The sequence below is a fragment of the Arthrobacter sp. TE26545 genome (assembly GCF_056279005.1).
The window spans coordinates 712,028-734,048 of record NZ_JBWBQM010000001.1 but is presented as its reverse complement, the minus strand read 5'-3'; the positions used below and the strand labels follow the sequence as shown (position 1 = coordinate 734,048).

At 66.8% G+C, this 22,021-nt stretch carries 18 protein-coding genes and 1 pseudogene; 4 read left to right on the top strand and 15 right to left on the bottom strand.

Features of this window, described 5'->3' with window-relative positions; translation table 11 throughout:
* Window positions 1–102 precede the first annotated feature (102 nt).
* Together ACZ9CK_RS03305 and iolB are read left to right on the top strand one after the other, a co-directional pair.
* Window positions 103–844 (top strand): annotated as a pseudogene (locus ACZ9CK_RS03305) (GntR family transcriptional regulator).
* Between the two features lie 39 nt (window positions 845–883).
* On the top strand, window positions 884–1,789 hold the full coding sequence (gene iolB / locus ACZ9CK_RS03300; protein ID WP_476049229.1) for a 5-deoxy-glucuronate isomerase: 906 nt from the start codon (window positions 884–886) through the stop codon (window positions 1,787–1,789).
* 76 nt (window positions 1,790–1,865) lie between these two features.
* On the opposite strand, the gene ACZ9CK_RS03295 is transcribed toward iolB, so the two are convergent.
* The 10 genes from ACZ9CK_RS03295 to ACZ9CK_RS03250 form a co-directional block, all read right to left on the bottom strand.
* The gene (locus tag ACZ9CK_RS03295; RefSeq protein ID WP_476049228.1) at window positions 1,866–2,945 is read right to left on the bottom strand and encodes a hypothetical protein; all 1,080 of its coding nucleotides are present in this window, start codon (window positions 2,943–2,945) and stop codon (window positions 1,866–1,868) included.
* A 151-nt stretch (window positions 2,946–3,096) separates the two neighbouring features.
* Window positions 3,097–3,975 carry a sugar phosphate isomerase/epimerase family protein gene (locus tag ACZ9CK_RS03290; protein WP_476049227.1) on the bottom strand — a complete coding sequence of 293 codons (879 nt, stop codon included), beginning with the start codon at window positions 3,973–3,975 and terminating at the stop codon, window positions 3,097–3,099.
* Window positions 3,972–5,003, bottom strand: a complete 1,032-nt coding sequence (locus ACZ9CK_RS03285) for a Gfo/Idh/MocA family protein (protein ID WP_476049226.1) — start codon at window positions 5,001–5,003, stop codon at window positions 3,972–3,974. The genes ACZ9CK_RS03290 and ACZ9CK_RS03285 overlap by 4 nt, the downstream gene beginning before the upstream one ends.
* A gap of 46 nt (window positions 5,004–5,049) precedes the next feature.
* Window positions 5,050–5,967 (bottom strand): sugar phosphate isomerase/epimerase family protein, encoded by a 918-nt coding sequence (locus tag ACZ9CK_RS03280; protein ID WP_476049225.1) that lies wholly within the window; start codon window positions 5,965–5,967, stop codon window positions 5,050–5,052.
* 26 nt (window positions 5,968–5,993) lie between these two features.
* Entirely contained in the window at window positions 5,994–7,493 is a 1,500-nt protein-coding gene (locus ACZ9CK_RS03275) for a CoA-acylating methylmalonate-semialdehyde dehydrogenase (RefSeq protein ID WP_426302329.1), read from the bottom strand.
* 60 nt (window positions 7,494–7,553) lie between these two features.
* Entirely contained in the window at window positions 7,554–9,482 is a 1,929-nt protein-coding gene (iolD, locus tag ACZ9CK_RS03270) for a 3D-(3,5/4)-trihydroxycyclohexane-1,2-dione acylhydrolase (decyclizing) (RefSeq protein WP_476050846.1), read from the bottom strand.
* 8 nt (window positions 9,483–9,490) lie between these two features.
* Entirely contained in the window at window positions 9,491–10,432 is a 942-nt protein-coding gene (locus tag ACZ9CK_RS03265; protein ID WP_476049224.1) for a Cgl0159 family (beta/alpha)8-fold protein, read from the bottom strand.
* Window positions 10,429–11,427: a 5-dehydro-2-deoxygluconokinase gene (gene iolC, locus ACZ9CK_RS03260; RefSeq protein ID WP_476050845.1), complete on the bottom strand. Its 999-nt coding sequence runs from the start codon at window positions 11,425–11,427 to the stop codon at window positions 10,429–10,431. The genes ACZ9CK_RS03265 and iolC overlap by 4 nt, the downstream gene beginning before the upstream one ends.
* A gap of 145 nt (window positions 11,428–11,572) precedes the next feature.
* Window positions 11,573–11,980, bottom strand: a complete 408-nt coding sequence (locus ACZ9CK_RS03255) for a tautomerase family protein (protein ID WP_476049223.1) — start codon at window positions 11,978–11,980, stop codon at window positions 11,573–11,575.
* Window positions 11,981–12,096: 116 nt separating this feature from the next.
* Window positions 12,097–13,551 carry a sugar porter family MFS transporter gene (locus tag ACZ9CK_RS03250; protein ID WP_476049222.1) on the bottom strand — a complete coding sequence of 485 codons (1,455 nt, stop codon included), beginning with the start codon at window positions 13,549–13,551 and terminating at the stop codon, window positions 12,097–12,099.
* 160 nt (window positions 13,552–13,711) lie between these two features.
* On the opposite strand from ACZ9CK_RS03250, the gene ACZ9CK_RS03245 reads away from it, so the two are divergent.
* Window positions 13,712–14,704, top strand: a complete 993-nt coding sequence (locus ACZ9CK_RS03245; protein WP_476049221.1) for a LacI family DNA-binding transcriptional regulator — start codon at window positions 13,712–13,714, stop codon at window positions 14,702–14,704.
* A gap of 71 nt (window positions 14,705–14,775) precedes the next feature.
* On the opposite strand, the gene sucD is transcribed toward ACZ9CK_RS03245, so the two are convergent.
* The 5 genes from sucD to ACZ9CK_RS03220 all read right to left on the bottom strand — a co-directional run bounded on the left by sucD (window position 14,776) and on the right by ACZ9CK_RS03220 (window position 21,349).
* Window positions 14,776–15,678, bottom strand: a complete 903-nt coding sequence (gene sucD, locus ACZ9CK_RS03240) for a succinate--CoA ligase subunit alpha (protein WP_426302324.1) — start codon at window positions 15,676–15,678, stop codon at window positions 14,776–14,778.
* 27 nt (window positions 15,679–15,705) lie between these two features.
* Window positions 15,706–16,872, bottom strand: coding sequence for an ADP-forming succinate--CoA ligase subunit beta (gene sucC, locus ACZ9CK_RS03235; RefSeq protein ID WP_426302323.1), 1,167 nt, complete (start codon window positions 16,870–16,872; stop codon window positions 15,706–15,708).
* A gap of 261 nt (window positions 16,873–17,133) precedes the next feature.
* Complete coding sequence (locus ACZ9CK_RS03230; RefSeq protein WP_476049220.1) at window positions 17,134–17,829, bottom strand: hypothetical protein; 696 nt, start codon at window positions 17,827–17,829, stop codon at window positions 17,134–17,136.
* A 14-nt stretch (window positions 17,830–17,843) separates the two neighbouring features.
* Window positions 17,844–20,405 carry a DNA helicase PcrA gene (gene pcrA / locus ACZ9CK_RS03225; RefSeq protein ID WP_426302321.1) on the bottom strand — a complete coding sequence of 854 codons (2,562 nt, stop codon included), beginning with the start codon at window positions 20,403–20,405 and terminating at the stop codon, window positions 17,844–17,846.
* A gap of 86 nt (window positions 20,406–20,491) precedes the next feature.
* A complete protein-coding gene (locus tag ACZ9CK_RS03220) occupies window positions 20,492–21,349 on the bottom strand; it encodes an inositol monophosphatase family protein (RefSeq protein WP_476049219.1) in 858 nt (285 codons plus the stop codon).
* 32 nt (window positions 21,350–21,381) lie between these two features.
* Between ACZ9CK_RS03220 and ACZ9CK_RS03215 the strand changes: the two genes are divergently transcribed.
* Window positions 21,382–22,020, top strand: a complete 639-nt coding sequence (locus ACZ9CK_RS03215; protein ID WP_476049218.1) for a hypothetical protein — start codon at window positions 21,382–21,384, stop codon at window positions 22,018–22,020.
* Window position 22,021 lies beyond the last annotated feature (1 nt).

The following is a 22,021-nucleotide window of genomic DNA, read 5'->3' as shown; positions in this document are numbered from 1 at the left end:
GCGTGTCGCTGCCGTGGCGCGGATTCCGGGCCTACACTTCAGGCAAGGCATTTGTCCATGCAACCGGACATGCCACGCCACCCGACCCAAGGAGACGTAGAAATGTCACAGCTCCTGAACATCCCGATCGACCGCTCCTCACCGGTGCCCCTATACCACCAGGTGGTTCAGGGCATCGAGGGCATGATCCGCTCCGGCACCCTGGAACCAGGCTCCCGGCTGGAGAACGAGATCGAGCTTGCCAGCAAGCTCAACCTCTCCCGCCCGACCATGCGCAAGGCCATGGACGAACTGGTGCGGGCCGGACTGCTGGTCCGCAAGCGCGGCGTCGGCACCCAGGTGGTTGCCAGCCAAGTACGGCGTCCCCTCGAGCTCTCCAGCCTCAACGACGACCTCGTGCGCACCGGCCAGAAGCCCAGCACGCGCGTGCTGTCCTTCAGCCACGGCCCCGGGCTGGAAGAACAGCGCAGCACGCTGCAGCTGCCGGCCGGCGTCGGCATCTACCACTTCACGCGGCTGCGCAGCGTAGGCAACAAACCCCCTGGCGCTCATGGAGAACTGGGTGCGCGACGACGTCGCCCAGTTGAGCGAGGAAACGCTCAATGAGCGCGGCATGTACGACCTCCTGCGCACCGCCGGGGTCAACTTCCGGCTGGCGCAGCAGAGGATCGGTGCCGCCGTCGCGGACGACTACCAGGCCGAAATGCTTGGCTGCGAGCCAGGCGCGGCGCTCGTGACCATGGAGCGTACCGCGGTGGATGACACGGGCCGGAACGTCGAGACCGGGCACCACGTGTACCGGGCCGATTCCTACAGCTTTGAAATGACGCTGGTCCAGCGCTGAGGCGCGGGGCCGGCCCCCCGAACGAAAGGACGCTCCCCCATGGCCGAATGGGTCTACCCTTACGGAAAAGCAGCCGACGGCGACTGGCAGGTCTCCCTCGGCGCGCACGACAGCAGCACGCAGGTTGACGGCTGGGCCCACACCGGCCTCAAGGTGGCCACCCTGGCCCCCGGTGCGTCGGTGTCCCTGGACGCCGCCGCCGAAGAGCGGATCGTTGTCCCGTTGGAAGGATCCTTCACGGTCACGGTGGACGGCCAGGACCATGAGCTGCGCGGCCGCCGGAGCGTTTTCCACGGCACCACGGACGTCCTGTACACCGGCATCGGCAAGGCCGCCACGGTGAGCAGCGCGGGCGGCGGCCGGGTCGCCGTCGCGCTGGCCCCGGCCAAGGCGGAATATCCCACCCGCCTGGTCCGCGCCGAAGAGACCCCGCTGGAACTCCGCGGCGCCGGCAACTGCTCGCGCCAGGTACACAACTTCGGCACCCCCGCCGCCCTGGAAGCAGACCGCTTCATCGTCTGCGAAGTCATCACCCCCGCCGGTAACTGGTCCTCCTACCCGCCGCACAAGCACGACGAGGAAAAGGACGGTGAAACCGCACTCGAGGAGATCTACTACTTCGAGACCCGCCTCGCCGAGAACCCTCCCGTCCCGGCCGGCAGCCGCGCCGGAACCGATCCGCTCGGCTACGTGCGGGTCTCCGCCTCGGACGAGCGGCCCATCGACATCTGCGGGGAAGTCCGCACGGGCGACGTTGTCCTGGTCCCCTACGGCTGGCACGGCCCTGCCATGGCCGCCCCCGGCTACGACATGTACTACCTCAACGTCATGGCCGGCCCCGGCCGGGTACGCGAGTGGCTCATCAGCGACGACGAGCACCACGGCTGGGTGCGCACCACCTGGGAGGGCGCCGACGTCGACCCCCGCCTGCCGTTCACGGCGTAAGGCCGCCTTCCCACCCGCGTGTCCGCACCGGCCCAAACGTGGGTAGCCCGCCCAAATTTGAGCGGGCTACCCACGTTTAAGCCGGTGGGAACCTTCGTGCACGGGGAACGCCGGCGCGCAGGAGTTTGGCAGCGAGTCTCTCGGGCCGGGTCAGCTCATCCCATTCCCACCGGATCACGCCATAGCCCAGTTCGCGGATCCGGTCCTCGCGGGCTTTCTCTTCCGTCACTACCTCCTCGATGGATTTCCCGCTGAGCTCCCGCGCACGGGTGTATTTCATGTGGCCGTCGAATTCGCCCACGAGTTTGCGCCGCGGCCAGTAAAAGTCCGTGCGTGCCACCTCTCCGTACGGCCCCATCACGTGGAACTGCAAATCCGGAACCTCGAATCCAAGCCGTGCGATCACTGCGCGGCTGAAGGATTCGCCAACGGACTCCGCTCGGCTGTCCGCAAACGCAAGGGCCTCGGCCATACGTTCCCGTTGCGCACTTTTCGGCAACAGCGCGCAGAGACCTGCAAGGTGTTCCGCGCTTCGGATGTACGGTGCCACGGGCTTCCGTGCTACGGACGTCGGGCGTCCGCAGTCTTGAGGGAGGACTTGGTCGAGCACCACCACCGCGTTGTGAAAGGGCAAGCGGTGAATAGTGTCGATGAGTAGTCCGTCGAAGTCCTGGACCCGCAAGCGCAGCCCAAGGCGTTCCGACACGACTGACCAATTTCCTGTGCGTGTGCCCAAGCGTTTGGCATCGCGGAATCCCGTGGGAAGCATTGAAAGATCCGGGGCTACTTGTTTTCCGAGCTTCTCCACCGCGCCGCGGTCACCGTAAAGGCGCGGCGGCGCGGTACGTCCTACCTGGTCAGGATGGCGGGTCAGGTATTCCACCGTCTGCGGAAGCCCGGCTAGCTTCAATCCCCACAGCAGCAGACCTGTCTCCCGGCAAAAAACGGGAGTTTCGCCACGGATGGCAAGTGACGCCGTCGTCAGGGCATAACGCTCCCATCCGTTGACGGACAGCCATTGCTCGGCTGGAAGGTAGACACCGTGCCGAATCCGGATCAGGGTCCCGCGCTTGTAGCCGTGGTGCAGCTCCCAGGCCGTGGCGCCCGCACGGCTGCCGGTCGGTGAGCTGCGGAAGGTCGCTTCGGGGAATTCCATACCCCCACTGAAGCGGGCCGGAAAGCTGTGGGCACCACCTAATGGCGTCTATGTGGAAAAGCCGGCCCAAACGTGGGTGGCCCGCTCAATTTTGAGCGGGCCACCCACGTTTAGACCGGTGAAAGTCACGGGACCACGGAAGCGAAGAGTCCTAGCCCTTGCCGAACTTCGCCACGTACTTTTCGATTGTTTCCAGCTGGTAGCGGGCCACGTCGCGGGCGTTCTCGTCCTCGGCGAAGACGGAGGAGCACATCACGGTGTCCGGAGAGTCCAGGAAGCCCACCTCGGCCAGGCCGCCGAAGAACTCGTCCCAGTTGACCTCGCCGTCGCCGATCTTCAGATGCTGGTGGACGCGCACTGCGTTGCCCGGCGGGTTGGTGATGTACCGCAGGCCGTGCGAGGCGTGGTGGTTGAGCGTGTCCGACACATGGACCACGCGAAGGCGGTCCCCCGCGGCGCGCATGATCTCCAGCGGTTCGTCCTTCATGTGGAAGGTGTGCGAGGCCACGTAGACCATGCCGACGTTCGGGGAGTTCAGGCCCCGGATCACGCGCCAGGCAGCCAGGCCCTCCTCCACGAAGTCGTCCGGGTGCGGGTCGATCGCGACGTGGACGCCTTCGCGTTCGAAGACCGGCAGCAGCTCCTCCATGGACTGGTAGAAGGCGGCCTCGGACTCCTCGGGCAGCTCGGGGCGGCCGGAGAACTCGGTGTTCATCTGGGTGCAGCCGAGGTCCACGGAGATCTGGATGGCGCGCTTCCAGTAGCGCACCGCGGCCTGGCGCAGGGTCTCGTCCGGGCCGGACCAGCGCAGCACGGGCAGCACCGAGGCCACCTCGACGCCGGCGGCCTCGCAGTTCCTGCGGAACTGCGCCACGAGCGCGTCGTCCGCCTTCGGGTGGCGGAAGAACGGGATCATGTCCGCGTGCGGCGTCATCTGGAGGTAGCGGTACCCCAGGTCCGCGGCGAGGGCCGGGAACTCCAGCAGCGAGTGGCTGTGGTGGAACGGGGTGGGGTCGAGGGCGATCTTCACTGCTGTTCCCCCGGACTCCTGTACAGCTCCGGCTTCTCGTTCAGCACGACGGCGACCTTCTCGCCGCTCTTCTGCGCCTCGACGCCGGCCTCACAGCAGGCGGCGGTGGCGTAACCGTCCCAGGCGGAGGGGCCGCCCAGCTCACCGCGGCGGGCGGCGTCCACCCAGGACTGGACTTCGACGTCGTACGCGGCACCGAAACGCTCGATGAAGCTCGGGGTGACCTGGCCGCCCCAGGCGCCGCTGCGGCGCACGTACGGGCCGCCGTCGCGCCCGATGTTCACGATGGCCTCTTCGAAGGCGGCCTCGGTGGCCACTTCGTAGCCGAACTTCGCGTTGACGAAGATCTCGACGTCGGCCAGGACACCGGATTCGGTCTCGATCAGCACGTGCTGAGGGTCGTGCTGCCCTGCTGGAGCCTTGCTGGAGGCCTTGCCGAGGCGGACCTGGACGGAGGTGATTTCCTCGCCGGTCAGGTAACGGATCACGTCGAATTCGTGGACCACGGAGTCGTTGATGAGCATCTCGTTGGTGAACCCGGCCGGGGTGCTCGGGTTGCGGTGGCGGCAATGCAGCATGAGCAGATCGCCCAGCTCGCCGCCGCAGATCAGGCCGCCCAGTTCGGCGTATTCGGCGTCGTAGCGGCGCATGAAGCCCACCTGGATGCGCTTGCGGCCGGCCTCGACCTCGGCCTGGACAATCTTCCAAGCCGATTCGGCGTCCGGGGTGAGCGGCTTCTCGCACAGGATCGGGATGTCCAGCGGCAGTGCCTCGAGCAGGGCCTGCTCGTGCAGGAAGCCCGGGGTGGCGATCAGGACGGCGTTGACGTCGCCGGAGGCGTAGGCCTCCGCGGCCGTCGCGAACGCCTGGGCTCCGGGAATCCCGGCGATGGCGGCGTTGGCGCGGTCCAGGTCGATGTCGACGACGGCGGCCACCTCGGCGCCGTGGATACGCGTGTGCAGGCGCTTGATGTGGTCTGCGCCCATCATGCCGGCGCCAATGACGGCGACGCGCAGGTTTTCAGTCATGGTGACTTTTGCCTTTCAGCTCAGTTTTTTCGAAGGATTCGGTTTCTCAGCCGACTGCGGTGCGGGATCCGCAGGAGAGCAGGTAGTTCCGGGTGCGCTTGGCAATGGGCATCGGCACGTCGAAGGCCACCGGGTACATGTCCTGCTCCACGATCCCGAAGATCGGCCGGTTGAGGCCTTCCACGGCCTCGATCACGGCGCGCAGGTCCGGCAGCCCGTTCGGTGGTTCGGTCATGACGCCGGCCAGGTTCGCAGCTGCCCAGGTCATGTTCTTCTCATTGACCTCGGCGAGGACCTCCGGGTTGATCTGCTTCAGGTGCAGGTAGCCGATGCGGTCCGGGTAGTTCTTGATCAGCTCCAGGCTGGAGGCCCCGCAGTATTCGGCGTGCCCCGTGTCCAGGCACAGGTTCAGGTACTGCGGGTCGGTGGCGGCCAGCAGGGTTTCGATGTCCTGCTGGGCGCCGACGTGGGAATCCGCGTGGGAGTGGAACTGCTGGTGCAGTCCGAAGTCTTCCAGCAGCACCTTGCCCATGCGGTTGTGCCCGGCGAAGAGGTCGGCCCACTGCTCGTCGCTCAGTTCGCCGCTCTCCACGGCCTCACCGGTGACGTCGTCGCGCCACATGGCCGGGATGACCACGATGTGTTCGCCGCCCATGGCCGCGGTCAGTTCGGCCACCTTGCGGGCCGGCTCCCAGGCCTCGTCATACTGCTTCGCGCCGCGGTGGAAGGCCGTGAAGACCGTGCCCGCGGTGACCTTGAGGTCGCGCTGCTTGAGTTCCTCGGCCAGCCGGGCGGGGTCGTTGGGCAGGTAGCCGTACGGACCCAGTTCAATCCATTTGTAGCCGGATTCGGCCACCTCATCCAGGAACCGTTCCCAGGGAGTCTGCTTGGGGTCATCGGCGAACCAGACACCCCAGGAGTCGGGGGCGGTGCCGATGATGAGCTTGTTCTCGACGTCGGTCATGACAGCGGTGTCTTTCTCTGCGGAACTCAGTTGGTGGGGAAGTTGTAGCTGGCGCCGGTGCGCTGCTTGGGTTCGGGCCAGCGTTCGGTGATGACCTTGGCACGGGTGTAGAAGGATACGCCTTCGGGGCCGTAGATGTGCTTGTCGCCGAACAGGGAGTCCTTCCAGCCACCGAAGGAGTGGTAGGCCACCGGCACGGGAACGGGGACGTTGATGCCGATCATGCCCACGTGCACGCCGCGGTGGAACTTGCGGGCGTTCGCACCGGAGGAGGTGAAGATCGCGGTGCCGTTGCCGTAGGGGTTGGAGTTGATCAGCTCGATGGCTTCCTCGACCGTTTCGGTGCGCACGACGGACAGGACCGGGCCGAAGATTTCCTCCTGATAGGCATCCATGTCGAAGTCGACCTTGTCGATCACGGTGGGTCCGAACCAGTAGCCGTCTTCCTGGCCTTCGACCGTGAACCCACGGCCGTCCACCACCAGGTCGGCGCCGCCCTCGGCGGCGGCGGTGACGATGGAACGCATCTTCTGCTGGGCGGCTTTGGTGATGACCGGGCCCATCTCAGCCTCCGGGTGGGTGCCGTCGGCTACGCGCACGGCCTCGGCGCGGTCCTTGACCTTGGCCACCAGCGCATCGGCGGCGTCACCGACGGCGATGGCGACGGAGATCGCCATGCAGCGCTGCCCGGCGGAGCCGAAGGCGGCGGCGGCCAGGTGGTCGGCGGCGTTGTCCAGGTCGGCGTCGGGCAGGATGATTGCGTGGTTCTTGGCACCGCCCAGGGCCTGGACGCGCTTGCCGTGAGCCGTACCGGTGTCGTGCACGAGCTTCGCCACCGGGGTGGAGCCGACGAAGGAGATCGCGTCGATGTCCGGGTGGGTCAGCAGGCCCTGGACCACTTCGCGGTTGCCGTGCAGGACCTGGAACACGCCGTCGGGCAGGCCGGCCTGCTTGAACAGTTTCGCGAGCAGCATCGCCGCCGAGGGCACCCGGCCGGAGGGCTTGAGGATGAAGGTGTTGCCGGTGGCAATCGCCATGGGTGCCATCCAGAGCGGAACCATGACGGGGAAGTTGAACGGGGTGATGCCCGCGACGACGCCCACCGGCTGGCGGTAGGAGAACACGTCGATCCCCGTGGAGGCCTGATCGGAGTACTCGCCCTTGAGCAGCTGCGGGATGCCGCAGGCGAACTCGATCACCTCAAGGCCGCGGCCGATTTCGCCCTTGGCGTCGGAGAGGACCTTACCGTGCTCGGCGGTGATCAGGGCGGCCAGTTCGTCCACGTGCGCGGCGACGAGCTCGCGGAACTTGAACAGGATGGTGGTGCGCTTGGCCAGGGAAACGTCGCCCCAGGACTTCGCGGCTTCCTTCGCGATGGCGACAGCCTGGTCCAGGTCCGCCGGGCTCGCCAAACGGACTTCACCGGTCTGCGCACCCGTGGCCGGGTTGAAAACGCCCTCGGTCTCGGTACCGGTGCCGGGGTGCTCTACCCCGTTGAAGAAGTGGGGAATGGTGGTAATGGTCATGTGTTTCTCCTGCTCAGGAATTTTCAAAGGTTGTGCCGGGCGTATCCTTCAGCGGACGGTTCAGCCCAGCAGGGGCTTCTGGACGGCTTTCCAGTCTTCGTAGACCTGGTACGCCTTTTTGGTGCTGTCGAGTTCGGCGACGGCGGACACCGGCACGTCCCACCAGGATTCGGAGGACGGGGCGTCGATCAGGGGGTCGGATTCGAGGTGGATCACGATCGGCCCGCTGCCTTCGGGGGCGGCCTTGGCCTTCGCGATCGCGGCTTCGAGGTCCTCGATGACGTTCTCGCCCGGTTCGATCCGGTACACCGTGGCACCGAGGGATTCGGCGTTGGTGGCCAGGTCGATCGGGAGCTTGTCCCCGGCGTCGAAACTGTGCGTGGCCTTGTCCAGCACCCGGTACTGGGTGCCGAAGCGCTGGGAGCCCAGGGATTCGGAGAGCGAACCGATCGAGGCGTAGCCGTGGTTCTGGATCAGCACCACGATCAGCTTGATGCCCTCGGCGACGGCGGTGACCAGTTCGGTGTGCATCATCAGGTAGGAGCCGTCCCCGACCATGACCACCACGTCACGGTTCGCTCCGCCGGCTTTGGCTTCGTCCAGGGCGGCGCGCTTGACGCCCAGGCCGCCGGCGATCTCGTAGCCCATGCAGGAGAACGCGTACTCAACGTGGTATCCGAACGGGTCGGTGACCCGCCACATCTTGTGCAGGTCGCCCGGGAGGGAGCCTGCGGCGCAGATCAGCACGTCCTGCGGGGCCATGGTGCGGTTGGTGGCGCCGATGATCGCGTTCTGGGACACGAGGGGCGCGAAGCGCTGCGCGAAGGCGGCGTCCACGGTCGCGTCCCAGCGGGCCTTTTCCTCCACGACCTCCGCCGCCACGGACGCGTCGATGCTGTAGCCGGACAGTTCCGTGGTGAGGGCTTCCAGTGCCTTGCGGGCGTCGGCCACGATCGGCAGGGAGGTGCCGTGCTTATAGGCGTCGATCGCGGCGACGTTGATGTTCACGAAGGACACATCCTCGTTCTGGAACGCGGTTCTCGAGGCAGTGGTGAAGTCCTCATAGCGGGTGCCGATGCCGATCACCAGGTCCGCTTCGCGGGCCAGGGCGTTGGCCGCCGTCGTGCCGGTGGAGCCGATCGCGCCAAGCGCCTGCGGGTGGTTCCACGGCAGGACGCCGACGCCGGCCTGGGTCCAGCCGACGGGGATGCCGGTGGCTTCGGCGAACTCGCGCAGCTGGTCCTGGGCGAATGCGTAGAGCACGCCGCCGCCGGCGACGATGAGCGGGCGCTTCGCCGCCTTGATGCGGCGCACGGCCTCTGTGATGTCTTCTGCTTCGGGGGCGGGGCGGCGGATCCGCCATTCGCGTTCGGCCAGGAACTCCTCGGGGACCTCGATGACTTCGGCCTGCACGTCCTGCGGCAGGGCGATGGTCACCGCACCGGTCTCGGCCGGGTCGGTGAGCACACGCAGGCCGTTCAGCAGGGCCGAGAACAACTGCTCGGGGCGCTGGACCTTGTCGTAGTACTTCGAGACCGGCCGGAACGCATCGTTGACCGTGATGTCGTAGCCGTGCGGCTGCTCGATCTGCTGCAGCACCGGGTCCACGGTGCGCGTGGCGAAGGTGTCCGAGGGGAACAGCAGCACCGGCAGGCGGTTTGCCGTGGCCAGCGCGGCGCCGGTGAGCAGGTTCGTCGATCCTGGCCCCACCGAGGTGGTTACGGCGAAAGTCTGGCGGCGGCGGGTGTGCCGGGCGTAGCCCACGGCCTGGTGGGCCTGGGCCTGCTCGTTGCGGCCCTGGTAGTACGGCATCAGGGACGGGTCCTTGGCCTGCCACTGCTTCAGCGCCTGCCCCACACCAGCCACGTTCCCGTGGCCGAAGATCCCGAACATCCCCGGGATCAGGCGTTCGCGGTACTCCACGCCGCCCACGCGGTCCACGGTGTACTGCTTGCCCAGGAACTCGACGATGGCCTGGGCCACGGTCATGGTGCGCGTCATCGCACAGTCTCCTTGCTGACGGAGGGGATGATTTCTTCAGTGTGCAGCAGCGAAGCCGCGGCGGCGACGGCGCCGGCCACGTCGCCGTCGGACGGGTACAGCAGCGTGCGGCCCACGGTGAGGCCCTGCACACCGGGCAGGGCCAGGGCCTTGCCCCATTGGGCGAACACCTCGTCCGGCGAGCCGGTCGGGTCTCCGCCGAGCAGGACCGTGGGCATGGTGGTGGCTGCCATGACGCGTTCCATCTCCTCCACGACGGGCAGCTTCATCCAGGTCAGGGCGCTGCTGGCGCCCAGGCCGGAGGCGATGCCGATGGACTTGATGACGGCGTCCGGGGACAGGTCGTTGCGGACCTTGCCGTCCACCCAGGCGGACAGGAAGGGCTCCACCATGGCGATCAGGCCCTGGCTGGTCAGGGAATCGATGGCTTTCGCTGTCGCTTCCAGGAACTGTGCCGTTACCGGATCACCGAGCGCGATGCGGGTGAGCATCTTGCCGCCGTCGGCGCCGAGCGCGGCCAGGGCTTCGGCCGTGTGGCCGGTGAAGCGGTCATCGAATTCGTTGACGAAACCGGCCAGGCCGCCGCGGTTCATCGAACCGAACACCAGCTTGCCGTCCAGGGCACCCAGCAGCAGCAGGTCGTCCATGATGTCCGGGCTGGCCAGCACACCGTCCACCGCGGGGTTGGCCAGGGCCACCTGCAGGCGGTCCAGCAGTTCCCGGCGGTTCGCCATCGCCGTCGGCTGCCCCTGGGCGGCAAGTGCTCCGCGGGCCGCGTGGTCGGCGGCCACGATGAAATTCTGCTTGCCGAGCACGGCACCGGGGTGCTTGACGCGGGCGGCGGCGGCGCGGGCAACGGCTCCCGGATCCTCAAGACGGATCTTGGTCAGGAATTCGTAGCGGCGCGGGTCTTCGAGGTCGATGGTTTCGAGGCTCATTTGGCCAGCTCCTTCAGGGAGTCGGCCACCAGGCGGCCGCGTTCGCTCAGCAGGGACACGACTTCTTCCGGCGTGGGCATAGCGTCGGCACAGGACAGCCGGGAGGCCACGATCGCGCCGGCGGCGTTGGCGTAGTCCAGGATCTCGGCCAGGGACCATCCGGCCAACAGGCCATGCGCGAAGGCGCCGCCGAAGGAATCCCCCGCGCCCAGGCCGTTGAGGGTCTGCACCGGTACGGGTGCGGAGACCACCCGCTCGGTGCGGGTCTTGGCCATCACGCCTTCGGGCCCGAGCTTGACGACGGCGATTTGAACGCCCGCGTCCAGGAGCCGGTCCGCCTGTTCGTCCGGGGTCCCGGGGCCGACGGCGACGGCGCACTCTTCGTCGTTGCCGATCGCGACCGTGACGTGCGGCAGGACCTTGGCCACCTGTTCTCGGGCTTCTTCGACGCTGTTCCAGAACATCGCCCGGTAGTCCAGGTCCAGGACGGTATGCTGGCCTTCGGCCAGTCCGCTTTGCGGGCGGGCCTGGTGCGCGGCGATGTGGGCGGCACGGCTGGGTTCCTGGCACAGCCCGGTCACCGTGGACCAGAAGATCCTCGCCTCCCGGATCGCGTCCAGGTCCAGTTCCGCGGACTCAATCTGCAGGTCCGGGGCCGTGGGAAAGCGGCCGTAGAAGTACAGCGGGAACTTCTGTTCCTCGGGCAGGATCGCGCAGAACGTCGCCGGGGTCTGAAGGCCTTCCACGCCGCTGACGAAACGGTCATCCACGCCGAACTTGGCCAGTTCCCGGTGCAGGTACTCCCCGAAGGGATCCTGCCCCGTGCGGGTGATGACCGCCGTCGAACGGCCGTGCCTGGCCGCGGCAACCGCCACGTTCGAGGGCGACCCGCCCAGGTACTTGCCGAAGCTGCTGACCTCATCGAGGGTCACACCGACGTCGTTCGGGTAGATGTCGACGCTGATGCGCCCCATCGTGAGTAGCTCGAAGCCCACTTCTTCCGCCTTCCTTGTCATTCCGGTTTCCCGGTTCATTCCGGTTTCCCGGCGCGGACCGCGGCCGTAGTGATGCCGGCCACAGCTAAACTTTCCTATGATTTTAATGTCCTGTCAAAGGTTTGTCAGAACATTTACTGCGAAATTACGACGTCGCAGGTACCTTCAGCTCGCCGGTCAGGTACTGGGCGCGCCCGAAGCCGAACGTCCAGTCTTCTGGGCCGTTTTCCACGTAGCCGAGGAAGATGTCCTCGCCGGCGACACCGATGCCCCCGAGCGCCTCGTGGATCCTGGCGTAGAGGCTCTGCTTGGCCTCGACGCTGCGTCCGCGCTGCGTGAAGATCTGGAGCATGACGACGGCGTCGCTGCGCTCGAAGCCGAGGCCCGCGTCCTGCGCGACGAGTTGGCCCGCAGGATGCTCGGTGAGGATGTGGAAGTAGTCGCGCTCAGGGATCCGGTATTCGTCGACGATCGCTTCGTGGACGGCCTGGCTGATTGCCTGGAGTTCCTTGGGGCTGCGGCCCGCGGTGACATCGATTCGAACGAGGGGCATGGCGACCTTCCAATTGACTCTCTTGTACTTTGTCCTGACATTAATACAATATCCACGCACGGAGGCCGGGTCAATACCCGGCGTCCGCGATGCTCAGGACCAGGCGCGCAGAGCGGCTACTTGGACTTCGCCACCACGAAGATCGCGCCGGTGGAGACGTCCTCTTCAAGGGCTTCCAGGGTGTGCCCGCGGGTCTCGGGCACCTGGGTGACCACGAACACCAGGGCAATGGCACCCACGACAGCGAAGAGGAAAAAGGTTCCCGTGATCCCGACCCCGGCCACGAGGGACGGGAAGTACAAGGACAGGAAGCCGTTGACGATCCAGAGCATGAAGATCGAGATGCCGGTGCCGATGCCGCGCATGTGCAGCGGGAAGACCTCGGAGAGGTACACCCAGACGGCGACATTGAGGAAGGTCTGCATCGAGCCGACAAAGGCCACCACCAGGAACAGGATCACGAACGGGCGGATCGGGCTGCCCACGGGCAGCGCCATCGAGGCGACGCCGATCAGCAGGTGGCAGACCGTGGTGAGGCTCAGGCCGATGATGAAGGTCTTGCGGCGGTCCACCCGGTCCATCATGGTCAGGGCAATGATGCCGCCCACCACGGCAATGACGCCGGGGGCGATGTTGGCGATTAGCGCACCGCTTTCGCTGAAGCCGGACTCAACAAGGACGGTCTGGCCGTAGTACATGATCGAATTGATGCCGGTGAGCTGTTGCGCCACGCCCAGGCCGATGCCGACCAGGAGAATGCGCAGCAGGTTGCGGTTGCTCAGGATGGCCCGCCAGCCGATTTCGCCTGCCACTTCCTCTTCCCGCGTGACTTTCTCGACGTCGGCGAGCTCGGCGACCGCGCGGTCCGCGGAACGTACCGTCTTCAGAACGGCCAGGGCCTCGTCGCGGCGCCCCTTCTCCACGAGCCAGCGGGGGGATTCCGGCATCCGGAGCATGCCGAAGAAGAGTGCGACGGCGGGCAGCGCACAGACCGCGAACATGATGCGCCAGACCCCGTCCAGGTGGCCAAAGAGTCCGCCGATGACCGCATTGACGACGAAGGCGGCAAGCTGTCCGACGACGATCGCGAGTTCGTTGCGCCCGGACAGGGAGCCGCGGATCTCGTATGGTGCCAGCTCGGCGAGGAAGACCGGAACGACGGCGGAAGCGCCGCCCACCGCCAGGCCAAGCAGGATGCGGCCGATCACGAGGACGGCGAAGTCCGGCGTGAACACCACGGCGAGCGTTCCCACGAAGAAGAGGGCCGCGAGCAGGATGATCGTCTTCCGGCGGCCCCAGCCGTCAGAAATGCGCCCGCACGAAATCGCGCCGATTGCGGCAGCAAACACCAGGGAGCTGGTGACAATGCCTTCCGTGAAGGCCGAAAGGCCGAGCTCCGCGGTCATGGGGCGCAGGGCCCCGTTGATGACGCCGGTGTCATAACCGAAGAGAAGGCCGCCGAAGGTGGCTACGAGGGCAACGAGACCCAGGCGCTTCCGGTGCGGGCCTCCCGTCAGAGGCGGAAGCGCGGCGCCGTTCGCAAGGCTGCCGGCTGTCGAATGTGAACTCATGAGACTCCTTTGTCGTCGGGTCATGCGATGTGGATCACAGGTAGCCTAACGCGCGAAAGACAGTTTGTCAGGTCATACTCTCAAAAAAGTTTGAAATTACATTTGCCGTGCCATCATTGATGCCATGCGCAGGCCGGATACGGATACAGGCAAGCGGGCAGTGACACAGAGCGACGTGGCCCGTCACCTCGGAGTGTCGCGCACCCTTGTGTCTTTCGCAATGCGCGGCGCACCGGGAGTCAGCGAGGACATGAGGCGGCAGATCCTCGGCGCGGCCGATGCTCTCGGTTACCGCCGGAACGTGCAGGCGGCAGACCTTGCGCGGAAGCGTCCGACGGCGGTGGGGCTGCATCTGGTGGACCTGCACAACGACGTCTACACGGACGTCTTCAGCGGTGTGCAGGAAGTCCTCAGGGCAAACGACTTCCGCCTGGTCATCAGTGTCAATGCCACGCCCTACGGCCCGGACCCGCGTGCCCTCGACCCCCTCTTCGAAACCCAGGTGGGCGTCATCATCGCAGCCACGCTGCTCGATCCGGACGAGCGGGTCCGTGAATTGAACCGCCTCGTCCCGCTGGTCAACGTGGCGCGCTCGGTACCTGGAGTGGACAGCGTCCACTCCGACGACGTCGGCGGCGCCCGGCTGGCAACGGAGCACCTCCTGGAACTTGGCCACCGGAACATCGCCCACCTGTGCGGCCCGGCCTACGAAGGGCATCTGGAGCGCCGCGCCGGCTACCGGGAAACCATGCTGGAACACGGGCTGCAGCCGCGCATGATCGAAGCCACGGGCTTCGGCCGGGCCGACGCCGCGGCCGTAGCGATGGAGGTGCTCGCTTCGCCGCCCGGGCAGCGGCCGAGCGCAATCTTCGCCCACAGCGACGAGCTGGCCCTCGGCGTCCGGGAGGCCGCCGCCGCGCTCGGGCTGTCCATTCCGCGTCACCTGTCCTTGGTAGGCTACGACAATTCCCGGGTGGCCGGACTGCACGGCATCGAATTGAGCACTGTGGACCTGCACGCCCGCGAACTCGGCCGCGCCGCCGGCCAGACCGCCATCGAACGCATTCTCTACCCGGACTCCCCCGCCATCGACCGCGTCCTGGCCCCGGCCCTGGTCACCCGCTCCTCGACGGGGCCGCCGCCGCGAGCTTAACGACGACGGCGCCCCTCACCTTCGCAGCGAAGGTGACGGGCGCCGTCGTTAGCGGCTGAGGCGGTGGCCCCTTAGAGCGCTGCGTAAACCTCGCGGAGCAGCTTGGCGGTTTCGGACGGCGTCTTGCCGACCTTCACGCCTGCGGCTTCGAGGGCTTCCTTCTTGGCCTGGGCGGTACCGGCGGAACCGGAGACGATGGCGCCTGCGTGGCCCATGGTCTTGCCTTCGGGGGCCGTGAAGCCGGCCACGTAGCCGACGACCGGCTTGGTGACGTTGGCCTTGATGAAGTCGGCCGCACGCTCTTCGGCGTCGCCGCCGATTTCGCCGATCATGACGATCGCCTTGGTCTCGGGGTCGGCCTCGAACGCAGCCAGGGCGTCGATGTGGGTGGTGCCGATGACCGGGTCGCCGCCGATGCCAATGGCCGTGGAGAAGCCGAGATCGCGCAGTTCGAACATCATCTGGTAGGTCAGGGTGCCGGACTTGGAGACCAGGCCGATGGGGCCCTTGCCCGTGATGTTCGCCGGGGTGATGCCCACGAGGGACTCGCCCGGAGTGATGATGCCGGGGCAGTTCGGGCCGATGATGCGGGTGATCTGCTTGCCGTCGGCGTCCACCTTGGACTGGGCCAGGGCCCAGAATTCGGCGGAGTCCTGCACCGGAACGCCTTCGGTGATGACAACCACGAGTCCGATGCCTGCTTCGATGGCCTCAACCACGGCGGACTTGGTGAATGCCGGGGGAACGAAGACGATCGAAACGTCCGCGCCGGTCTCCGCGATGGCTTCCTTGACGGTGCCGTAGACGGTGATTTCCTTGTCGCCGTGCAGCACGGTGGTGCCTGCCTTGCGTGCGTTGACGCCGCCGACGATGTTGGTGCCGGCCTTGAGCATCAGGGCGGTGTGCTTGGTGCCTTCGCCGCCGGTGATGCCCTGGACGATGACCTTGGAATCCTTGTTCAGGTAGATAGACATGACTTAAGTCGCCTTACTTCTCGGTGCTTATTTCGAGTTGGCGAGCTCGGCGGCCTTGTCGGCGCCCTCGTCCATGGTTGCTGCCAGGGTCACCAGCGGGTGGTTGGCCTCGGTCAGGATGCGGCGGCCTTCGTCCACGTTGTTGCCGTCGAGGCGGACAACCAGCGGCTTGTTGGCGGAGGAACCGAGCTCGGCAAGTGCACCGACGATGCCCTTGGCCACGGCGTCACAGGCGGTGATGCCGCCGAAGACGTTCACGAAAACGCTCTTGACCTGCTCGTCGCCCAGGATGACGTCGAGGCCTGCGGCCATGACCTCGGCGGAGGCTCCGCCACCGATGTCCAGGAAGTTGGCGGGCTTCACGTTGCCGTGGTTCTCGCCTGCGTAAGCGACGACGTCGAGGGTGGACATCACAAGACCGGCGCCGTTGCCGATGATGCCCACTTCGCCGTCAAGCTTCACGTAGTTCAGGTCCTGCGCCTTGGCCTTGGCTTCCAGCGGGTCCGCGGCGTCCTTGTCTTCCAGCTCGGCGTGGTGCACGTGGCGGAAGTCGGCGTTCTCGTCGAGGGAGACCTTGCCGTCCAGGGCAACGATGTCGCCGGCGCCGGTACGGACCAGCGGATTGACCTCGACCAGGGTGGCGTCTTCCTTCTTGAAGACGTCCCAGAGCTTCAGGATGACGGCGGAGACCTTGGGGGCCAGCTCGGCGGAGAAGCCGGCGGCGGCGACGATTTCGTCAGCCTTGGCCTGGTCGATGCCGACCGCGGGGTCGATGGCGACCTTGGCCAGGGCCTCGGGACGCTCGACGGCGAGCTGCTCGATTTCCATGCCGCCTTCCACCGAGCACATGGCCAGGTAGTTGCGGTTGGCGCGGTCCAGCAGGATGGAGAAGTAGAACTCTTCGGCGATGTCTGCGCCCTGGGCGATCATCACCTTGTTGACGGTGTGGCCCTTGATGTCCATACCCAGGATGTTGGTGGAGTGCTCAAGTGCCTCATCTGCAGTCTTGGCAACCTTCACGCCGCCGGCCTTGCCGCGGCCACCGACCTTAACCTGTGCCTTGACGACAGTGACTCCGCCGATCTTCTCGGCAGCTGCCTTTGCTTCTTCAGGAGTGTGCGCCACGATGCCGGCGAGCACGGGTACACCGTGCGCTTCGAACATATCGCGCGCCTGATATTCAAACAGGTCCACGGTTTAGTGTCCTTCTACGTCGAAGTAGTGTCGGTACAGCCGGCGTCCGCGGTGACCGCGGTAAACCAGCTGCGGAAGAGCAGTGTGCAAGATCCCGCCAAAACTGCCGGTCACATTGCGCAAGTTCCTCTGGAACTCTAGCCGCCCGCGGAGGCAAGCCGGTTCTACAGTACCCGTTAAGTGAGTAACCACACACTTCTATCAATCGTAGAAAATCCGCGTAATCGCGCGGTTTTTCAGCAGTTTCCTCTCAGTTGCAGGTTATGATGCCGGCATCTTGCCGCTGGTCACGGTTCCGCCCTTGGAGACGAGCAGGTATCCGGCCCGGTTCACGAAGAAGGCCACCCCTGCGGAGAGGTTCCCGCAGGCGACACCGCCGTTGTAGGTGGAGCAACGCAGGCCGTTGCGTTCGATGTTCCGCCCTTCGCTGAGTACGGGCAGTTCCGCGATGGGGCCGGTGCGGCTGCCCTTGGGCGCGAACTCCGCTTCCATCTCGGTGACGCCGGAACGGCAGGCGCCGTAGGCCACCTTGTCCGGCCGCAGCAGCACGGTGCCGCCAAGGTAGCCCAGGCCGGTGCCGTTGCAGTTGTCGGTGACGTCCCTGGCCTGCGGCGCCGGGTACACGGCCAGCTCGCAGTGCACCACCGGGACGGTCGCAAGTTTTGCGTTGGCACTGTCGTCGTAGTTGTTGGCCTCGTAGGGCAGGTTCAAGTGGTCTCCCCGGGCGGAGGTCATGGCGCAGGCGATGTTGCGGTCCTCGGTGACGAAGGCGGTCAGGTCTTCCCCGCTGCCGAGTTCGCTGGGCTGGGTGACCGGGACCTGCTTGAGCTGCTCCAGGGGAGGCAGCGGCGCCGGTGGCACATAGTCAGGGTCCTTCGTGGACACCGAACACGCGGTGGCCAGCGCAAGCAGGCAGGCGGCCAGAATCCCCAACACAGTCCGTCGCATGCCACCCATTATGCCGCGCGAAGTCAGCCCTCGAGCTTCGTCAGCGGCGCGTAACGCAGCAGTAGGCGCTTCTCCCCGACGTCGAACGTCACCTTTGCCACGGTCTTGTCCCCGGTTCCCTCGACGCCGATCACGGTGCCGTTGCCGAAGCTGGTGTGGTTGACCTTGTCCCCCACCACCACGGCGATGACTTCCTTCTGCGGCTGCACCCGGTTGCGCGCGACGGCGGCGGGCACGTCGGCGTCGAACCCTGCGGTCGGGCTAGCGGCGGCACCCCGGGAGGCCCCCGCTCCCCAATAGGAACCGCCGTAGCGGTTGCCGCCCAGGGACGAACCGCCCCAACCGCCCACCTGGCGGGACGTTCCCTCGCGCTTCCACTCCACCAGCTCGGAGGGGATTTCCTCGATGAACTGGCTGGCCGGGTTGTACTGGCTCTGGCCCCACAAGTTGCGGACCTCGGAGCGGGTGACGTAGAGCCGCTGCCGGGCGCGGGTCAGCCCCACGTAGGCCAGGCGGCGCTCTTCGGCCAGTTCCTTCGGGTCCGTGGCCGAACGCTGGTGCGGGAAGATCCCGTGCTCCATGCCGGTCAGGAACACCACCGGGAATTCCAGGCCCTTGGCCGTGTGCAGGGTCATGAGGGTGACCACGCCCAGGCGCTTGGCCTCGGCCACGGCGGCGTCGATGTCCGCGCCCGGGGCGTCCGGGATCTGGTCGGCGTCGGCCACGAGGGACACCTGCTCCAGGAATTCGCCGAGCGAGCCCTCGGGGTTGTCGCGTTCGTATTCGCGGACCACGGCCACCAGTTCGGCGAGGTTCTCCACCCGGGATTCGTCCTGCGGATCGCTGCTGGCGCGCAACCCGGCCAGGTACCCGGTCTGTTCGAGCACGGCTTCCAAAGCCGCGGCAGCGCCCGAGCCGGACGCGACCTCGGCCAGGTCGTCCAGCAGTTTCACGAAGCCGAGCACCGCGTTGACCGAGCGCGTGGCCATTCCGGGGGCTTCCGCGGCGCGGCGGGCCGCCGCCATGAAGGAGCTGCGGTCGCGTTCGGCGAGGGCCGCCACGGCACCTTCGGCGCGGTCCCCGATGCCGCGCTTGGGTTCGTTCAGCACCCGGCGGAGGTTGACGTCGTCGTCCGGGTTCACCAGGACGCGCAGGTATGCAAGGGCGTCCTTGATTTCCTTGCGTTCGTAGAAGCGGGTGCCGCCCACCACCTTGTACGGCAGGCCGACGCGCACCAGCACGTCTTCGATGGAACGGGACTGGGCGTTGGTGCGGTAGAAGATGGCGACGTCGCCCGGACGCAGGCCTTCCTCGTCCTGGAGCCGGTCGATCTCCTTGGCGATGAACTGGGCTTCGTCGTGTTCGTTCTCGCCCACGTAGCCGATGATCTTCTCGCCGTCGCCTTCGGCCGTCCAGAGCCGCTTCTCCTGCCGGTTCGGGTTGCGCGAGATCACCGAGTTCGCCGCAGAGAGGATGTTCTGGGTGGAGCGGTAGTTCTGCTCCAGCTTGATGGTGCGGGCGTTCGGGTAGTCCTCTTCGAATTCCACGATGTTGCGGATGTCCGCGCCGCGGAAGGCGTAGATGGACTGGTCGGAATCGCCGACGACGGTCAGCTCGCTCGGCCCGACGTGTCCCGCGCCGCCATGGCTTGCGGCCTCCTGGCTTGCGGCGTCCGTGCCGACGATCTCCCGGACCAGGGCGTACTGCGCATGGTTGGTGTCCTGGTATTCGTCCACCAGAACATGCCGGAAGCGCCGGCGGTAGGACTCCGCGAGCGCAGGGAAGGCCCGGAACATGTAGACCGTCTGGGCAATGAGGTCATCGAAGTCCATGGCGTTGGCCTGGCGCAGCCGCTGCGTGTAGCCCTTGAACACCTCGGCCACGGCCTGCTCGAAGGGATCGTTGTAGTTGGCCGCGGCGGCGAACGCGTCGTCGTCCACGAGCTCGTTCTTGAGCGCGGAGATCTTGTGCTGGATGGCCTTGGGCGCGAAACGCTTGGGGTCCAGGTCCAGGTTCTTGGCCACCAGGGTGATCAGCCGCAGCGAATCGGCGGAGTCATAGATGGAGAAGTTGGAGTTCAGGCCAACGTTGGCGGCCTCGCGCCGGAGGATGCGCACGCAGGAGGAGTGGAAGGTGGAGATCCACATGCTCTTGGCACGTCCGCCCACGAGGGCCTCGATGCGTTCGCGCATTTCGGCGGCGGCCTTGTTGGTGAAGGTGATGGCCAGGATTTCACCGTGGTGTGCCCGCCCTGTGGCGATCAGGTAGGCGATCCGGTTGGAGAGCACGCGGGTCTTTCCCGAACCGGCGCCGGCCACGATCAGCAGCGGGCTGCCGGAGTGCTTCACGGCCTCTTCCTGCTGCGGGTTCAGGCCCAGCAGCAGCGACTCGGCGCTTGGCATGGAGTGCCCACCGTGCCCGCCGGCAGACTCCCACGGAGCAGGCCCCCCGCTACCGGAACCACCCGGCAACGCGCCGGGCCCGCCGGACGCCGAGGCGGGCAGGGCGGCACCGGCGAGGGAGCGGGCGGGCTCGGGCGCAGCCTTGTAGGAGCTGCCTGCATAGGGGTCGAACAACATATCCATGGTGATTACAAGTCTAGGCGGTGGGGCTGACAGCCGGTTTCCGGACCGCCATGCGGACCGGACGCCGGGCGCCTTCCGGGCGCCGGCTAGGCGAACTGCGGCACGGAGGTGAGGGCCGCGCGGAGCTCGTTGACCGCCGTCGGGCCTCCGGCGAGGAACCAGTCCAGTCCGTTGACCCGGACGACGGCGGTGTCCCCGCCCGCCGCGCGGACGATCGCCTTGCCGGGGAGCCAGTCCCACTCGGGGCAGCTGTGCTGGAACCAGCAGCCGAGTTCGCCGTCGGCCACCCGGCCGAGGTCGCAGGAGCCGGAGCCGAACATCCGCAGGGACGCCGCCGACACCGCGGCCGCGTGCCAAGGCATGGCCGCGCGCGGATCTGCGAGCCAAGTGGGGTGGATGTACGTGGCGGCACAGAGTTCCGCGAGCGGGGTGGTGGAGGGACCGGCGATCCGTTCGCCGTTGAGGGTGGCCGGGTGGGATTCGCCACCTACCCAAAGCTTGTCCGGCTCCGGCTGGTAGACGGCGCCGAGGATCGCCTCCGGGTCCGGGCCGCCGTCGTCGGACCCGCCGCCGTCGGACCCGCCGCCGTCGCGCTTGAGGGCGATCGCCGAGCACCAGTAGGCCGAGCCGTGCAGGAAATTGTAGGTGCCATCCACGGGGTCGATCACCCAGGTCCGGCCGCTGCTGCCGGCCACCGAGCTGCCTTCCTCGCCGAGGATTCCGTCGTCGGGGCGGCAGCGGCGCAATTGCTCCAGCACATAGGCCTCGGCGGCCCGGTCAGCGGCCGTGACCACATCGGACACGGAGGTCTTGCGGTCGGCCTGGAGCCCGCCCATCCTCATCAGGAGCGCGAGCTGCCCGGCCTCCCGGACAAGGGCCGCGGCCAGTTCGTAGTCGTCGAGTGCGGGATCGAGTTCAACAGCGGAGTGCCTGCCAGTGGTCATGGGTCCAGCTTAAGTGGCGGGATAATGGTTGGATGGCCAAGACCCCCGCCCAAAGGATCAGGAAGCACGGCGCTAAGGCAGCCGTTCCAGCGAGCCACACGGCAACACCCGTCAACCCCACCACCAACCGCACCGTAATTCAGAAAGACGGGGCCCAGGCCGAGGGCAACGGGAAGCTGGTGGTGATCGCCGGCGTCGTGGCGAGCGTCTTCCTGTTCTGGTACCTGCACCTGCTGACCCTGAACCAGATGACCCAGCTCTCCGGCGGCCTGGCCATGCCGGATTCCCTGATCGGCGGCTTTTCCTCCGACTACGTCCAGCAGTTGCACGGCGCAATGAACGACGACGCCCGCGGCCAGCTGGGCTACATCCACAAGACGGCCGGCACCTTGTTCCCGCTGATCTTCGGCTTCAGCTGGCTGTTGCTGGTGGGCATCAACGTCTCCCGCAAGGCGCTGCGCTGGGCGTTGTGGGCGGCGCCCCTGGCGTTTGCCGTGGTCCGTTTGTGGGCCAACGTTGCCGTGGATGCCGCCCTGGCTCCGGCAGCGCCCGACGCCGGGCAGGTTGCCTTGGCATCCACCCTTACTGTGCTGGGCTGGGTGCTTTTCCTGCTGAGCCTGGCCGGCGGTGTGCTCGCTGTCTTCCTGGGGCGCCGCGCGAAACGCGCCTAGG

Excerpts from the sequence above, each read along its gene's own strand:
- ACZ9CK_RS03265 (WP_476049224.1), bottom strand. The coding sequence starts at position 10,432 with ATGAGCCTCGAAACCATCGACCTCGAAGACCCGCGCCGCTACGAATTC.
- ACZ9CK_RS03275 (WP_426302329.1), bottom strand. The coding sequence starts at position 7,493 with ATGACCATTACCACCATTCCCCACTTCTTCAACGGGGTAGAGCACCCC.
- ACZ9CK_RS03285 (WP_476049226.1), bottom strand. The coding sequence starts at position 5,003 with ATGACTGAAAACCTGCGCGTCGCCGTCATTGGCGCCGGCATGATGGGC.
- ACZ9CK_RS03255 (WP_476049223.1), bottom strand. The coding sequence starts at position 11,980 with ATGCCCCTCGTTCGAATCGATGTCACCGCGGGCCGCAGCCCCAAGGAA.
- ACZ9CK_RS03295 (WP_476049228.1), bottom strand. The coding sequence starts at position 2,945 with ATGGAATTCCCCGAAGCGACCTTCCGCAGCTCACCGACCGGCAGCCGT.
- sucD (WP_426302324.1), bottom strand. The coding sequence starts at position 15,678 with ATGTCTATCTACCTGAACAAGGATTCCAAGGTCATCGTCCAGGGCATC.
- pcrA (WP_426302321.1), bottom strand. The coding sequence starts at position 20,405 with ATGGATATGTTGTTCGACCCCTATGCAGGCAGCTCCTACAAGGCTGCG.
- ACZ9CK_RS03230 (WP_476049220.1), bottom strand. The coding sequence starts at position 17,829 with ATGGGTGGCATGCGACGGACTGTGTTGGGGATTCTGGCCGCCTGCCTG.
- iolB (WP_476049229.1), top strand. The coding sequence starts at position 884 with ATGGCCGAATGGGTCTACCCTTACGGAAAAGCAGCCGACGGCGACTGG.
- ACZ9CK_RS03280 (WP_476049225.1), bottom strand. The coding sequence starts at position 5,967 with ATGACCGACGTCGAGAACAAGCTCATCATCGGCACCGCCCCCGACTCC.
- ACZ9CK_RS03220 (WP_476049219.1), bottom strand. The coding sequence starts at position 21,349 with ATGACCACTGGCAGGCACTCCGCTGTTGAACTCGATCCCGCACTCGAC.
- ACZ9CK_RS03215 (WP_476049218.1), top strand. The coding sequence starts at position 21,382 with ATGGCCAAGACCCCCGCCCAAAGGATCAGGAAGCACGGCGCTAAGGCA.
- ACZ9CK_RS03250 (WP_476049222.1), bottom strand. The coding sequence starts at position 13,551 with ATGAGTTCACATTCGACAGCCGGCAGCCTTGCGAACGGCGCCGCGCTT.
- iolD (WP_476050846.1), bottom strand. The coding sequence starts at position 9,482 with ATGACCGTGGCCCAGGCCATCGTCGAGTTCCTGGGCAAGCAGTACACC.